This window comes from Brucella sp. RRSP16 (assembly GCF_052246815.1).
GTDB classification, from domain to species: Bacteria; Pseudomonadota; Alphaproteobacteria; order Rhizobiales; family Rhizobiaceae; genus Brucella; species Brucella intermedia.
On the sequence record NZ_JBQQAM010000001.1, the window covers coordinates 255,888 to 269,715 of the forward strand.

Consider the following 13,828-nt stretch of genomic DNA (forward strand, 5'->3'; position numbering starts at 1 on the left):
AGGTTATGAAAGTAAAATTTGTTGTTGTTAGCGCCCTTGTCGGCGCGATGAGTTCGTTTGGCCTGAATCCGGCGCTGAGTGCCCCTTCAACTGAACCGACCAACCTCGCAGCTCTCCTCAAGGCACGCCAGCAGAACAAGTCTGCCGCGGCGGAAAAGCCAACCACAGCGCCCAAGAAGGCATCGGTCGTCAGCCGTCGTGCGGCCCCGGCCACAAAGGGTTCCACCGGTAAGCGTTCGCAGTCGAAAGACACGACGACCGCCCGTAACGCCAAGGGCGGCGCCTATTCCACCATCATCAACCGTTATGCGTCGACCTATGGCGTGCCCTCCGCACTGGCCCATGCGGTTGTGCGTCACGAGAGCAATTTCCAGCCGAATGTGCGCGGCAAGGCCGGTGAAATCGGCCTGATGCAGATCAAGCTCTCGACCGCTCGCAGCCTCGGCTACACCGGCTCCGCCAAGGGCCTCTACGAGCCGTCCACGAACATCCAGTTCGGCATGAAGTATCTCGCCATGGCGCAGAAGCTCGGCGGCGGAAGCACCTGTGGCACGATTCTGAAATACAATGCCGGTCACGGCGCAACGCGCATGAACCCGACCTCTGCGAAGTACTGCAGCTCGGTCAAGGCCTATATGCGCGCTCTCTAACAGATTTGCGTCAGCGGTCGCGTAGAGTACAGGCAGCCTGATGCGAACGGAAAGCCGACAGTGGCAACACTGTCGGCTTTTCTGTTGTGACGAGATTTTTTCGAAATCCGGTTTCACTGTCGCGCTATCGTTGCTATATGCGCCGTGTCAGTCGGTCGGGCAGCCGCGCCTGTCATATGCCGAAAGGCGGCAGGTGAGGAAAGTCCGGGCTCCATGGAAACACGATGCCGGGTAACGCCCGGCGGGGGTGACCCCAGGGACAGTGCCACAGAAAGCAGACCGCCCCGTCTTCCGTACCGTTGCAATGACGAAACGGCAGGGATGACGGGGTAAGGTGAAAGGGTGGGGTAAGAGCCCACCGCGTCGGCAGCAATGCAGACGGCACGGTAAACCCCATCGGGAGCAAAACCGAATAGGGACGGCGCGTCGGTTCGCAAGGGCCGGCAATCGGTTTCCGGATCAGCCGTCCGGGTGGGTTGCACGAGGCGGGTGGCGACATCCGTCCCAGATGAATGGCTGCCACGTCGGGCGCAAGCCTGGCCATACAGAACCCGGCTTACAGACCGGCTGACAATTTCCTCCAGGACGGTTTCGATCTTCCAACGCAAGAAACGGATAGTTGCGTTGCGGCCGAGGCTCTAATTGGGACCTCCACGAAATCATGGAGGTTCACTATGACCAGCTTGAAGGACAAGGTTGCAATCATTACCGGCGCGTCGTCCGGGATAGGACGTGCGGCCGCATTGCTCTTTGCAAGAGAGGGCGCGTCGCTGGTGCTGAACGCGCGCGGACTCGCGGGACTTGAGCGCGTTGCACAGGAGATCGCGGCGTTTGGCGGAAAGGCGCATTGTGTTGCCGGGGATGTGTCGGAAGCCCGGACCCATGCGGCGCTGGTGGCAGCGGCGAAAGATCAATTCGGCGGGCTCGATATTGCTTTCAACAATGCCGGAACCGTCGGTCCCATCGCGCCGCTTGCCGAAATCGCGCCCGGCGATTGGGAAGCGGTACTGGCGGGTAATCTCACTTCCGCATTTCTGGGAGCAAGATCGCAAATCCCCCTCATGCTCGAACGGGGCGGCGGCTCAATCATCTTCACCTCCACATTTGTCGGCACGAGCGTCGGCATACCCGGCATGTCGGTTTACGGAACCTCGAAGGCGGCTCTCATGGGGCTGGTGAAGGGCATAACCGCCGATTACGGCGTCCGTGGTATCCGGGCAAATGCGCTTCTGCCGGGCGGTGTGGACACGCCAATGGGCGGAGATGAAAAACACAAGGAGTGGGCCGCCGGTCTTCATGCGATGAAGCGGATCGCCCAGCCGGAAGAGATCGCGCAGGCTGCGCTTTTTCTAGCGGGTCCCATGTCCAGTTTCGTTGCGGGGACAGCGCTTTATGCCGATGGCGGCAATGCTGCGGTAAAATGAATGAAAGGGCGGCTCTGCAATGCAAAGTCGCCCTTCTGAAGCACTTCGGGCCTTAGATGGGCACGCCGGTCAGGAAGTCGTAAATCAGCTTCATGTTCAGGACGATGATGATTGCAGCGGTGATGGCGGCAAGCAGCGTGACCCAGCGCGGAGCGACAAGCGATCCCATCTTCTTTTTCTCCGCCGTGAACATGACAAGCGGAATGATCGCAAAGGGCAGTTGCAGGCTCAACACGACCTGAGACAGGATAAGAAGCTCGGTCGTTCCCTGAGAGCCATACATGATCGTCACCACGGCAGCCGGAACGATGGCCACGAAACGGGTGATCGCACGGCGCAGCCACGGCTTCAGGCGAATGTCGATGAAGCCTTCCATGACGATCTGCCCGGCCATGGTCGCGGTGATGGTGGAGTTCAGCCCGCAACACAGAAGCGCAATGGCAAAGAGTGTTGGCGCGAGGGCCGAGCCGAGCAGCGGGTTCAGGAGAGCATGTGCCTTGTCCAGATCTTCGACGGCGGTATTGCCGGTGGCGTTGAAGCTCGCAGCAGCCAGGATCAGGATCGACGCATTGACGAGCAGCGCGAATGTCAGAGCAATGGTGGAATCCCATGTCGCAAAGCGTATGGCCTCGCGCTTTTCAGCGCTCGTATGGCCGTAGTCGCGCGTCTGGATGATACCGGAATGCAGATAGAGGTTATGCGGCATCACCGTCGCGCCGATGATGCCAAGCGCAATATAGAGCATGTCCGGATTGCGGATGATCTCGGTCGTGGGTGCAAAGCCTTTGATGACTTCGCCCCATTGCGGCTGCGCCATCAAAATCTGAATGAGGAAACAGAGCGCGATCACGCCAAGCAGCGTGATGATAAGCGCCTCGACGCGGCGGAATCCCTTGTTCTGGAGATATAGCACCAGAAGCACGTCGGCTGCGGTGATGATGACGCCGATTTCCAGCGGAATGCCGAACAGGAGGTTGAGGCCGATGGCTGTGCCGATGACTTCGGCAAGGTCGGTGGCGCAGATTGCAAGTTCCGCCAGAAACCAGAGCGGCCAGGCGAGAAAACGCGGATAGGCATCCCGGCAGGCCTGCGCCAGATCGCGGCCCGTCGCGACTGCAAGGCGAGTGCAAAGCGCCTGCAGGAGCACGGCCATAAGGTTGGACAGCAGAACGACGGAAAGCAGCGTATAGCCGAAGCGGGAGCCGCCAGCCAGCGAGGTTGCCCAGTTGCCGGGGTCCATATAGCCAACAGCTACCAGATATCCCGGGCCGAAAAAGGACAGCGCGCGACGAAACTTCGAGCCGGAGCGATTGACCCTGATCGAACGGTGGACATCGGACATGGATGCTTCACCGCGATCGCGCCGCCAGCCTTCAAATGTAACTTCGCCAGCGCCGGACGAATTTTCTCCATATGGAGCCATTATAAACGCCTTGATGTCGTAATGCAGTTGCAAACTATTTGCATTAAATACGGCAAGGACGCGGAGACGTCAACAGGGGGCAGGGCATCACAAATCATAAGCTTGTGATGCATAGCGTGTGGGCCGGAGGTGATGCGTTGAGTGAAACGCGCTCCGGTTTTCGGTCGATGCCGCGAAACTGCTCTCCAAAAAATCTCTGTTGAAAGTTCCGAGGCTGAGCGGGTTCCGGCGCGAAGCCCATCCAAAGGATAACGCTTCATTAAGCTTAATATCCGATAACTGACGAACGAATCCGTCATGCCCTCAAGTCGACGGCAAATGGGCGGAATCCAAAGGCAACACTCAGGCATGTCTCCCGAAAGCGGGAAGATGCTCTCAAGCGCAATGCGCTTTAGCTAACGGGCTGCGTACCCGGGAAAGGATCGGAATGATGGCAAGCCTCGGCGGAGACAATTCTCAAGCCGGTGGGGCTGAAGTCCGTCACGTTCCGGTGCTGATTGCCGAAGTGATCGATGCCCTGAAGCCCGTAGCTGGCGCGGTGATCGTCGATGGGACATTCGGCGCGGGTGGTTACACGCGCCGCATACTCGAAGCGGGTGCGGACGTGATCGCGATTGACCGCGATCCGACCGCAATCGAAGCCGGGCGGGTGATGGAAAAACAGTTTCCGGGCAGGCTCAATCTGGTCGAGTCCCGGTTCTCTGCCCTGGATGACGCGGTCTCGACAGTGAAGGGAGCGGGCAGCAAGGTGGACGGCGTTGTGCTCGATATTGGCGTGTCGTCGATGCAGATCGATGAGGCCGAGCGCGGCTTCTCCTTCCAGAAGGACGGTCCGCTCGACATGCGCATGTCGAAAAAAGGGCCGAGCGCTGCCGATGTGGTCAACCGTCTCAAGACCGGCGATCTGGCTCGTATCTTCAATTTCCTGGGCGAGGAACGCCATGCGGGCCGCATTGCGCGCATGATCGACAAGCGCCGCACGGCGCAGCCTTTCACGCGCACGCTCGATCTTGCCAATGCCATCGAAACGCTGGTCGGTCGCAACCCGAAGGATCGCATTCATCCGGCCACGCGGGTGTTTCAGGCGCTGCGTGTCTATGTGAACGACGAGTTGGGCGAACTGGCGCGGGCGCTGCTTGCTGCCGAGCGCATCCTGAAACCGGGCGGACGGCTGGTTGTCGTGACCTTCCATTCGCTCGAAGACCGCATGGTGAAGCGTTACTTCGCGGACCGGGCGGGCGGTAGTGCCGGATCGCGCCATCTACCGGAAACGCATGTTCGTCTCGCGAGCTTTACGCCGGCGATCAAGGGTGCGGTCGGCCCGACGGCTGAGGAAGAAGAACGAAATCCGCGTGCGCGCTCGGCGAAGCTGCGCGCCGGAACAAGGACGGAAAATCCGCCACTGGAAGACGATCTATCGCTTTTCGGGTTGCCCAAACTGCCCGAGACGAACGAACTGGCCCGGAGTTAAACGAGTGCTGCGTACTTTCGACATCATCATGATAGCGGCGATGCTGGTGGCGGCGACCGTCACCTACACGATCAAATATGACGCGGAAAAACAGATCGCGGTAATCGCCAAGCTGAAGCGGCAGATCGACTCCGAGAAGGACACCATCACGCTCCTGCGCGCCGACTGGGCATTGATGAACCAGCCGGGCCGCTTGCAGAGCCTCGTGGGCGTCTATGAAAAGGAACTCAATCTCCAGCCGATCGAAGCCGAACAGCTTCTCCTTGGCGTCAACGAAATTCCGGAACGCCCGGTGGATGATATCCAGAAGATCATCTCCGGCAGCGACGAACTGTTGGCAAGCGGCGTGCTTGAAAAGGATGCCATCACGACCGGCAGCGTCAAGAATAGCGGGACGAGGCACTGATCATGCGGCTGAGACCTTTCAGAAAAAAGAACATGCAGGCAGGTAACGGTGTTGAGCCGGTTGGCGATGAAAAGCTGGCCGGCAACATGGCGTTTGTCGGCTCGCGCAAGAAACACGGCAACCGCGCGCGCAATCGCCTGTGGATGGCCATCGCCTGTTTTGTCGGCATCTATGGCGTGATGGGTGGAAAGCTCATCTATTTCGGCGTCATCGGCGGCGAAAACGAGGATAATGCTGGCCCGGCTGTCCAGCAGCTGGCATCGCGCCCGGATATCCTCGACCGGAACGGCGAAATTCTCGCTACCGATATCAAGACGGCGTCGCTCTATGCCGAACCGCGCAAGATCGTCGATCCTGACGAAACCATCGAAATGCTGTCCACCGTGCTGCCGGACCTCGACTGGGAAGCGACATACAAGCGCCTGAAAAGCGGCGCGGGCTTCGTCTGGGTCAAGCGCGGGCTGACGCCTCGCCAGCAGAGCCAGATCATGGCGCTCGGCGTACCGGGCATCGGTTTCCGGACGGAAAAGCGCCGTTTCTATCCGGGTGGCCCAACCGCGTCGCACATCCTCGGTCTCGTCAATGTCGACAATCAGGGCATTGCGGGCATGGAGAAATATATCGACAGCCAGGGCCTGACCGACCTGCGCTCCGTAGGTCTTGCGACCGGGCAGTCGCTGGAACCGGTGCGTCTCTCCATTGACATTCGCGTGCAGCACATCATGCGCGATGTGCTGGTCAAGGCCATGGAACGCTATCGGGCGATTGCCGCCGGTGCGGTTGTGCTGAACGTCAAGACCGGCGAAGTCATCGCCATGGCATCGGTGCCGGATTTCGACCCGAACAATCCGGTCCATGCGCTGGACAAGGATCGCCTGAACCGCATGTCGGCAGGCACCTATGAAATGGGCTCGACCATCAAGAGCTTTACCACGGCGATGGCGCTCGATTCCGGCAAGTTCAACCTGAACTCGCGTCTTGATGCGTCGCGTCCGCTGGTGTTCGGTCGCCAGACCATCCGTGACTTCCACGGCAAGGGCCGTGTGCTGACGCTGCCGGAAGTCTTCATCTTCTCGTCCAACATCGGTTCGGGCCGCGAGGCCGATGCCGTCGGCATCGAAGGCCACCGTGCGTTCCTGAAAAAGATCGGTCTTCTCGACCGCTTGCAGACGGAACTGCCGGAAGTGGCGCGCCCCGTCGAGCCGCGTGTGTGGAAGAAGGTTCATTCGATGACCATTTCGTTCGGCCACGGCATGATGACGACGCCGTTGCAGACGGCAGTTGGTGCTGCGGCGCTGATGAATGGCGGCAAGCTGATGCCGCCGACATTCCTGACGCGCACGCAGGCCGAGGCCGATCAGGTGGCCAAGCAGATCATCCATCCACAGGTTTCTGCCGACATGCGTTATCTCTACCGCCTCAACGCGACTGCGCAGGGCGGTTCCGGCAAGCGCGCGACGGTTCCGGGCTATCGCGTCGGCGGCAAGACCGGCACGGCGGAAAAGGTGGTGCATGGGCGCTATTCGAAGGATGTGCGCTTCAACGCATTTCTGGCGTCATTTCCGATGGATGACCCGACTTATGTCGTGCTGACCATCATCGACGAACCGAAGCCGGAGGAAGGCAAATTCAGCGCAACCGCAGGTCTCAACGCAGCGCCGATGGTTTCGGAAATCATCCGCCGGTCCGCTTCGTTCCTCGGCGTGAAGCCCGATTTCCAGCTCGAAGCCCAGCCAGCAATGGTTAGCAATTTAAGCGGCAAGCCTGATTTTCAACAGGATGTGCCGCCAGCAATGGTTTCCAACGAATACGACTGATTCGCATAAAACAGCCTTTGCAGCGTTACGCGCACAACTGAATCTGGATTTGGTATGACCATGAAACTGAAGGAAATCGCTCTTTTCAAGGAACTGGCCTCCGGCAATGCCGGCGAGGTGGAGATCACCGGTGTCACGTCGGACTCCCGCAAGGTCGAACGCGGTTTTCTTTTCGCAGCCTTGAAGGGTGTGAAAGCTGATGGCGCGGCTTTTGTCGCCGATGCCGTCAAGCGCGGCGCCAGCGCCATCGTTGCGGGCAAGGATACGGTCATTGCCGATGCGGGTGTGCCGGTCCTTCATGTCGACGATCCGCGTCTTGCCCTGGCAGTTGCGGCGGCACAGTTCTATGGCAAGCAGCCGCAGGTCATGGTTGCGGTCACCGGCACCAGCGGCAAGACGTCCGTTGCATCCTTTACCCGTCAGATATGGGCGTATGCCGGTTTCCCCGCCGCCAACATCGGCACGACCGGCGTCTTCTCACCGACCCGCAGCGACTATAACTCGCTGACCACGCCCGATCCGGTGGAGCTGCATCGCGTGCTGGCCGAACTTGCCGACGAAGGCGTCACCCATGCCGCCATGGAAGCTTCGTCTCATGGTCTCGACCAGCGCCGTCTCGATGGTGTCAAGCTTGCTGCCGGTGCCTTCACCAATCTCGGTCGCGATCATATGGATTATCACGCGACCATCGAGGAATATCTGGGCGCGAAGATGCGTCTCTTCAACACGCTTCTGCCGAAGGGCGCGCCAGCCATCATCTTCTCCGACGATCATTTTTCGGCGCAGGCCATCGAAGCGGCGACGCTAGCTGGATGCGACGTCAAGACGGTCGGACGCAAGGGCAATTTCATCGCTCTCAAGCGCGTGGAGCATGAGCGTTTCCGCCAGCATGTCGAAGTGCGCATCGGCGACGAGATCTTCGAGATCGAGCTGCCGCTCGCCGGAGATTTTCAGGTGGCTAATGCGCTGGTGGCGGCAGGACTTGCCGTGGTCACGGGCGTTCCGGCTGCGGCTGCAATGCGCGCACTGGCGCTCCTGAAAGGGGCGCCGGGACGGCTGGACCTCGTCGGCGCGACGGAAGATGGCGCACCGGCCTATGTCGATTACGCCCATAAGCCGGAAGCGCTGGAAAATGTGCTGACTTCGGTACGCCCGTTCACGACGGGCCGTGTGATCGTGGTTTTCGGTTGCGGCGGCGACCGCGACAAGGGCAAGCGCCCGATCATGGGCGAAATCGCGTCGCGTCTGGCCGATGTGGCCATCGTCACGGACGATAATCCGCGTTCGGAGGTTCCGGCACAGATACGCTCGGAAATCATGGCGGCAGCGCCCGGTGCGACGGAAATCGGTGATCGCCGCGAGGCGATCTTCACCGCCGTGTCGATGATGCAGCCGGGCGATACGCTGGTCGTTGCAGGCAAGGGTCATGAAGAAGGGCAGATCGTCGGCAACATCACCCTGCCGTTCTCGGATCATGCGGAAGTTGCGGCAGCACTGGCTGCCCGTCTTGAGGAGCGCTCGGAATGAGTGAGTGGCTCTGGAAATCCGACGATATGGTCGAAGCCATGGAAGGAAGGCCATTCGGCAACCTTCCCGGCGGCATAACCGGCATCTCTATCGACAGCCGCTCGCTGAAGCCAGGTGAGGCGTTCTTCGCCATCAAGGGCGAGCAATTCGACGGCCATGATTTCGTCACCGCTGCCATGGCTGCCGGTGCCGGTCTGATCGTGGTGGCGGAACACCGTCTGCCCGCTTTCGGCAATTCCAAGGTGCCGATGATCGTGGTGGAGGACGTGCTTGAAGCCCTGACCAAGCTTGGCATTGCTTCGCGCGCCCGCTCGAAGGCACAGATCATCGCGGTGACGGGTTCTGTCGGCAAGACCACGACCAAGGAAGCACTGCGCCATGTACTTTCGGAAGTCGGCAAGGTTCATGCTTCGGTGGCGTCGTTCAACAATCACTGGGGCGTGCCGCTGACGCTTGCGCGCATGCCTGCCGATACGGATTACGGCGTCTTTGAAATCGGCATGAACCATCATGACGAAATCCGCCCGCTGGTAAAGATGGTGCGCCCGCATGTGGCGCTGATTACGCTGATTGCGCCTGCCCATCTTGGTCATTTTGCCAATCTGGAGGAAATCGCCGTCGCCAAGGCGGAGATTTTTGAAGGCATTGTCCCGGGCGGTTATGCACTTCTCAACCGTGACGACAAGCGTTTCAAGCAACTGGAAGAACTGGCTGAAAAGGCAGGCGTCGAGCATATCGTCACCTTCGGCGAGAATGCACGCTCCGATTACCGCCTGCGCGAAGTGAAGCTGCATCCCACCTGTTCCTGCATGACGGTGAAGGCTGGTACGCATGAAGCTGCGGTCAAGGTCGGCATGCCGGGCCGCCATATCGTCCAAAATATGCTCGCCGTCCTCGGCGCAGCCGATCTGGTTGGTGCGGATATCGCCAAGGTGATGATGGCAATGGCGACGCTCACCGCGGAAGGCGGTCGCGGCGCGCGCCATGTGCTGCAGCACCCCGAAGGCACGTTCACGCTGATCGACGAAAGCTATAATGCCAATCCAACCTCGATGCGCGCAGCCCTGTCGCTCTTGCATTCAACGGCGCCGGAAGGTTCGCGCGGCCGTCGCATTGCGGTGCTGGGGGATATGCTGGAGCTTGGGCGTCAGTCGGGAAAACTCCACGCCGATCTCGCGCGTCCGATCGTGGATGCCGAGGTGAATGCGCTTTTTATCGGTGGACCGGACATGTCGGCGCTTAAAAATGCCTTGCCGGTTGAAATTCATACCGAGTACAGGCAGAGCACCGACGAATTGTTGCCGCTGGTGGTCAAGACTGTCCGTCCGGGCGATGTCATCATGGTGAAATCGTCGAAGGGAATCGGTTTTTCCAAAATCGTCAAGGCGCTGATCAGCCAGTTTCCGCCGGTGGAACCGGCGGAATAAGCGGTATTTGAGGGATTTTTCTCTAAATGTTGATGCTTCTCACCTTCTTCGCCGAACATATGACACCGCTCAATGTGTTCCGCTACATTACTTTCCGCACCGGCGGCGCGATGATCACTTCGGCGCTGATCGTGTTCCTGTTCGGCCCGTCGATCATCAACTCGCTCCGGGTGCGTCAGGGGAAAGGCCAGCCGATCCGCGCCGACGGCCCGCAGACCCACTTCAAGAAAGCCGGTACACCGACCATGGGCGGTCTGATGATCATGACCGGCATTCTTGTGTCGTGCATGCTCTGGGCCAATCTCTCCAGCGTCTATGTCTGGGTGGTGCTGCTGGTTACCGTGGGTTTCGGCGCAATCGGCTTTTATGACGATTATCTCAAGGTGACGAAGCAGTCCGACAAGGGCTTTTCCGGCAAGGCGCGTCTTGGCATCGAATTCCTGATCGCCGCCGCCGCCGCTTTCATCATCATGCGGGCAGGGCAGGAGCCGTTCTCGTCCTCGCTGACATTCCCGTTTGCCAAGCAGTTCGTCATCAATCTGAGCTGGTTCTTCATTCCGTTTGCTGCTTTCGTCATGGTTGGCGCAGGCAATGCCGTGAACCTGACCGACGGTCTCGACGGGCTTGCAATCGTGCCGGTCATGGTCGCCGCTGCCTCCTTCGGCTTCATCGCCTACCTGTCTGGCAATGCGATCTTTGCCGATTACCTGCAGATTCATTTCGTACCCGGCACGGGTGAGCTTGCAGTGGTTCTGGGCGCCGTCATCGGCGCGGGCCTCGGCTTCCTCTGGTTCAATGCGCCGCCTGCCGCAATTTTCATGGGCGATACGGGTTCGCTTGCGCTTGGTGGCATGCTGGGTACGGTTGCCGTTGCGACAAAGCACGAAATCGTTCTCGCCATCATCGGCGGCCTGTTTGTCGTGGAAGCGCTTTCCGTCATCATTCAGGTTGGGTCCTTCAAACTGACCGGCAAGCGCGTGTTCCTGATGGCGCCGATCCACCATCATTTCGAAAAGAAGGGCTGGACCGAGAGCCAGGTCGTGATCCGTTTCTGGATCGTCGCGATCATTCTCGCGATGATCGGCCTTTCCACCCTCAAGCTCCGGTAAAGTGCCATGATCCCGATCACCGCCCTCAAGGACAAGACGGTCGCCCTTTTCGGACTGGGCGGGTCGGGCATCGCGACCGCCAAGGCCATTCTTGGTGGAGGCGCAAAGGTCATTGCCTGGGACGACAATCCCGACAGCGTTGCCCGTGCACAGAGCGCGGGCATTGCCACGGGCGACCTGCGGCAGGCGGACTGGTCGCAGTTTGCGGCTTTCGTGCTTTCGCCGGGTGTCCCGCTGACCCATCCGAAGCCGCACTGGACCGTCGATCTGGCTCATGCTGCCGGGGTCGAGATTATCGGAGACGTGGAGCTGTTCGTTCGCGAGCGGAACCACATTGCTCCCGATTGCCCGTTCATTGCCATTACAGGCACCAATGGCAAGTCGACGACGACCGCCCTGATCGCCCATATCATCAAGGCTTCCGGTCGCGACATGCAGCTCGGCGGCAATATCGGCACAGCAATCCTCACGCTAGAGCCGCCGCAGGCGAACCGCTTTTACGTGGTTGAATGTTCATCCTACCAGATCGATCTGGCGCCTTCGCTGAACCCGACCGCAGGCATCCTGCTCAATCTGACACCGGACCATCTCGACCGTCATGGATCGATGGAAAACTATGCGGCGATCAAGGAACGGTTGGTCGCGGCAAGCGACACGGCCATTGTCGGGGTCGACGATCAATATTGCGAAGCCATTGCCGACCGGCTTTATCGTGACGGCGTGCATGTCGTGCGGATTTCCAAGGAAAAACAACTCGGCAAGGGCTATTTTGCTGACGGTGCGAAACTGCTCTGGGCACAGGATGGAGAAGTCGATGAAATCGCTTCTCTTGAAGGTATCGGCTCGCTGCGCGGCGCGCATAATGCGCAGAATGCACTTGCGGCGATTGCCGCCTGCCTGTCCGTGGGCCTGAGCCTTGAAGAAATCCACGCCGGTCTGAAAAGCTTTCCTGGCCTCGCTCACCGTATGGAACAGGTCGGACATCGCGGGAAAGTCCTGTTCGTCAACGATTCCAAGGCGACCAATGCGGAAGCGACGGCTCCGGCATTGTCTTCGTTCCCGCAGAACATCTACTGGATTGCAGGTGGCGTGCCGAAAGCTGGGGGAATTGCTTCGCTGGCCGGGTTCTTCCCACGGATTGCCAAGGCCTATCTGATCGGCGAAGCCGCCGCGCAGTTTGCGGCAACGCTTGGCGATGCGGCGCCGTTCGAAATTTCCGACACGCTTGCGGTCGCCGTTGAACACGCTGCCCGGGATGCCGGCAACGATGCGGCTCCCGAGCCGGTCGTGCTGCTGTCGCCTGCCTGCGCGAGCTTCGACCAGTTTCAGAACTTTGAAAAACGCGGCGATGCATTCCGCAGCGCTGTTCTCGCACTTCCGGGTGTCGAGCGGATAGGAGGGGAAAGCTGATGGTAAGCCGTGTCGATCGCGGTCCTGTCGCCAACTGGTGGTGGACAATAGACCGCTTCTTCCTCGCTGCATGTCTGGCCCTGATGGGGCTTGGCATTTTGTTGTCATTCGCCGCAAGTCCTGCCGTCGCGTCGCGCATCGGGCTGGACAGTTTTCATTTTGTCGAACGACAGATTTTCTTCATGCTTCCGGCGGTCGTCGTCATGATCGGCGTGTCGTTTTTCTCGCCGCGCCAGATCAGGCGCTTTGCCCTGATCCTGCTCGGCATTTCGCTCGTCCTGATGGTCGCGGCACTGTTCTTCGGCATCGAAGTGAAGGGTGCTCGGCGCTGGGTCAACCTGGCGGGCATATCCATCCAGCCATCGGAATTCATGAAGCCCGCCTTCGTGGTGGTTTGCGCCTGGCTGTTCTCGGAACGTGAGCGCGGCGGCGAAATGCCCGGCAATTTTCTCGCCATGCTGCTGTTCGGCACCGTTGCGGCCCTGCTCGTGCTTCAGCCAGATCTTGGTCAAACGATGCTGACCACCGGCACATGGGGCGCGATGTTCTTCCTTGCGGGCCTGCCGATGTTCTGGATTCTGGTTCTTGGCGGTCTTGCGGTTTGTGGCGGCATTTCGGCCTATTTCATGTTCGATCACGTCGCCGGACGTATCAATCGCTTCATGACGGGCGAGGGCGACACGTTCCAGGTCGATGCCGGTCGCGAGGCGATCCTGCGCGGTGGCTGGTTTGGACAGGGGCCGGGCGAAGGCACCGTGAAGCGCATCATTCCGGATAGCCACACCGACTTCATTTTCTCGGTCGCGGCGGAAGAATACGGCATCATCCTGTGCATGGTCATCATGCTGCTGTTCGCGTTCATCGTCGTGCGTGGCCTTTCCATCGCGCTGCGCGAACGCGATGCGTTTACGCGTCTGGCCGTCTCGGGGATTGTCATCCTGTTCGGCTTCCAGTCGATCATCAACATGGCGGTGAACCTGCATCTTATGCCTGCAAAGGGCATGACCCTGCCGTTCATTTCTTATGGCGGATCCTCGCTCATCGCCATCGCCATCACGATGGGCATTCTTCTGGCATTGACACGCCGCCGTCCGGAAGCCCGCATGACCCATACGGTCAGCATGGGCGCCGATGTGAACAGGCGCATTCCGGCTTTGTGAGGGG

11 protein-coding genes and 1 other RNA gene are annotated in these 13,828 nt (G+C 59.8%); 11 read left to right on the top strand and 1 reads right to left on the bottom strand.

What is annotated here, in order from left to right:
• Positions 1-5 precede the first annotated feature (5 nt).
• The 3 genes from ACS5UA_RS01210 to ACS5UA_RS01220 all read left to right on the top strand — a co-directional run bounded on the left by ACS5UA_RS01210 (position 6) and on the right by ACS5UA_RS01220 (position 2,074).
• On the top strand, positions 6-650 hold the full coding sequence (locus ACS5UA_RS01210) for a lytic transglycosylase domain-containing protein (RefSeq protein ID WP_025090508.1): 645 nt from the start codon (positions 6-8) through the stop codon (positions 648-650).
• 147 nt (positions 651-797) lie between these two features.
• Positions 798-1,225, top strand: an RNA gene (rnpB, locus tag ACS5UA_RS01215) — RNase P RNA component class A.
• A 99-nt stretch (positions 1,226-1,324) separates the two neighbouring features.
• Positions 1,325-2,074, top strand: a complete 750-nt coding sequence (locus ACS5UA_RS01220; RefSeq protein ID WP_021586887.1) for an SDR family oxidoreductase — start codon at positions 1,325-1,327, stop codon at positions 2,072-2,074.
• A gap of 52 nt (positions 2,075-2,126) precedes the next feature.
• Here the strand turns inward: ACS5UA_RS01220 and ACS5UA_RS01225 are convergent, their stop codons facing one another.
• Positions 2,127-3,497, bottom strand: coding sequence for an Nramp family divalent metal transporter (locus ACS5UA_RS01225; RefSeq protein WP_036592933.1), 1,371 nt, complete (start codon positions 3,495-3,497; stop codon positions 2,127-2,129).
• 427 nt (positions 3,498-3,924) lie between these two features.
• Between ACS5UA_RS01225 and rsmH the strand changes: the two genes are divergently transcribed.
• The 8 genes from rsmH to ftsW are packed head-to-tail and all read left to right on the top strand — an operon-like array spanning position 3,925 to position 13,824.
• Positions 3,925-4,968, top strand: a complete 1,044-nt coding sequence (gene rsmH / locus ACS5UA_RS01230) for a 16S rRNA (cytosine(1402)-N(4))-methyltransferase RsmH (protein ID WP_006467229.1) — start codon at positions 3,925-3,927, stop codon at positions 4,966-4,968.
• Between the two features lie 4 nt (positions 4,969-4,972).
• Entirely contained in the window at positions 4,973-5,374 is a 402-nt protein-coding gene (gene ftsL / locus ACS5UA_RS01235) for a cell division protein FtsL (protein ID WP_021586885.1), read from the top strand.
• Positions 5,375-5,376: 2 nt separating this feature from the next.
• Positions 5,377-7,191: a peptidoglycan D,D-transpeptidase FtsI family protein gene (locus ACS5UA_RS01240; RefSeq protein WP_006467227.1), complete on the top strand. Its 1,815-nt coding sequence runs from the start codon at positions 5,377-5,379 to the stop codon at positions 7,189-7,191.
• Positions 7,192-7,245: 54 nt separating this feature from the next.
• Positions 7,246-8,718, top strand: coding sequence for a UDP-N-acetylmuramoyl-L-alanyl-D-glutamate--2,6-diaminopimelate ligase (locus tag ACS5UA_RS01245; RefSeq protein WP_021586884.1), 1,473 nt, complete (start codon positions 7,246-7,248; stop codon positions 8,716-8,718).
• Complete coding sequence (locus tag ACS5UA_RS01250) at positions 8,715-10,145, top strand: UDP-N-acetylmuramoylalanyl-D-glutamyl-2,6-diaminopimelate--D-alanyl-D-alanine ligase (protein ID WP_006467225.1); 1,431 nt, start codon at positions 8,715-8,717, stop codon at positions 10,143-10,145. Before ACS5UA_RS01245 ends, ACS5UA_RS01250 begins: the two co-directional genes overlap by 4 nt.
• Before the next feature lie 26 nt (positions 10,146-10,171).
• Positions 10,172-11,254, top strand: coding sequence for a phospho-N-acetylmuramoyl-pentapeptide-transferase (mraY, locus tag ACS5UA_RS01255; RefSeq protein WP_006467224.1), 1,083 nt, complete (start codon positions 10,172-10,174; stop codon positions 11,252-11,254).
• A gap of 6 nt (positions 11,255-11,260) precedes the next feature.
• The gene (murD, locus tag ACS5UA_RS01260) at positions 11,261-12,664 is read left to right on the top strand and encodes a UDP-N-acetylmuramoyl-L-alanine--D-glutamate ligase (protein WP_021586882.1); all 1,404 of its coding nucleotides are present in this window, start codon (positions 11,261-11,263) and stop codon (positions 12,662-12,664) included.
• The gene (ftsW, locus tag ACS5UA_RS01265; RefSeq protein WP_006467222.1) at positions 12,664-13,824 is read left to right on the top strand and encodes a putative lipid II flippase FtsW; all 1,161 of its coding nucleotides are present in this window, start codon (positions 12,664-12,666) and stop codon (positions 13,822-13,824) included. The genes murD and ftsW overlap by 1 nt, the downstream gene beginning before the upstream one ends.
• Positions 13,825-13,828 lie beyond the last annotated feature (4 nt).

Bases quoted from the DNA above. Each gene is read 5' to 3' on its own strand.
- ACS5UA_RS01210 (WP_025090508.1), top strand. From the start codon at position 6: ATGAAAGTAAAATTTGTTGTTGTTAGCGCCCTTGTCGGCGCGATGAGT.
- ACS5UA_RS01220 (WP_021586887.1), top strand. From the start codon at position 1,325: ATGACCAGCTTGAAGGACAAGGTTGCAATCATTACCGGCGCGTCGTCC.
- ACS5UA_RS01225 (WP_036592933.1), bottom strand. From the start codon at position 3,497: ATGGCTCCATATGGAGAAAATTCGTCCGGCGCTGGCGAAGTTACATTT.
- rsmH (WP_006467229.1), top strand. From the start codon at position 3,925: ATGATGGCAAGCCTCGGCGGAGACAATTCTCAAGCCGGTGGGGCTGAA.
- ACS5UA_RS01240 (WP_006467227.1), top strand. From the start codon at position 5,377: ATGCGGCTGAGACCTTTCAGAAAAAAGAACATGCAGGCAGGTAACGGT.
- ACS5UA_RS01245 (WP_021586884.1), top strand. From the start codon at position 7,246: ATGACCATGAAACTGAAGGAAATCGCTCTTTTCAAGGAACTGGCCTCC.
- ACS5UA_RS01250 (WP_006467225.1), top strand. From the start codon at position 8,715: ATGAGTGAGTGGCTCTGGAAATCCGACGATATGGTCGAAGCCATGGAA.
- mraY (WP_006467224.1), top strand. From the start codon at position 10,172: ATGTTGATGCTTCTCACCTTCTTCGCCGAACATATGACACCGCTCAAT.
- murD (WP_021586882.1), top strand. From the start codon at position 11,261: ATGATCCCGATCACCGCCCTCAAGGACAAGACGGTCGCCCTTTTCGGA.
- ftsW (WP_006467222.1), top strand. From the start codon at position 12,664: ATGGTAAGCCGTGTCGATCGCGGTCCTGTCGCCAACTGGTGGTGGACA.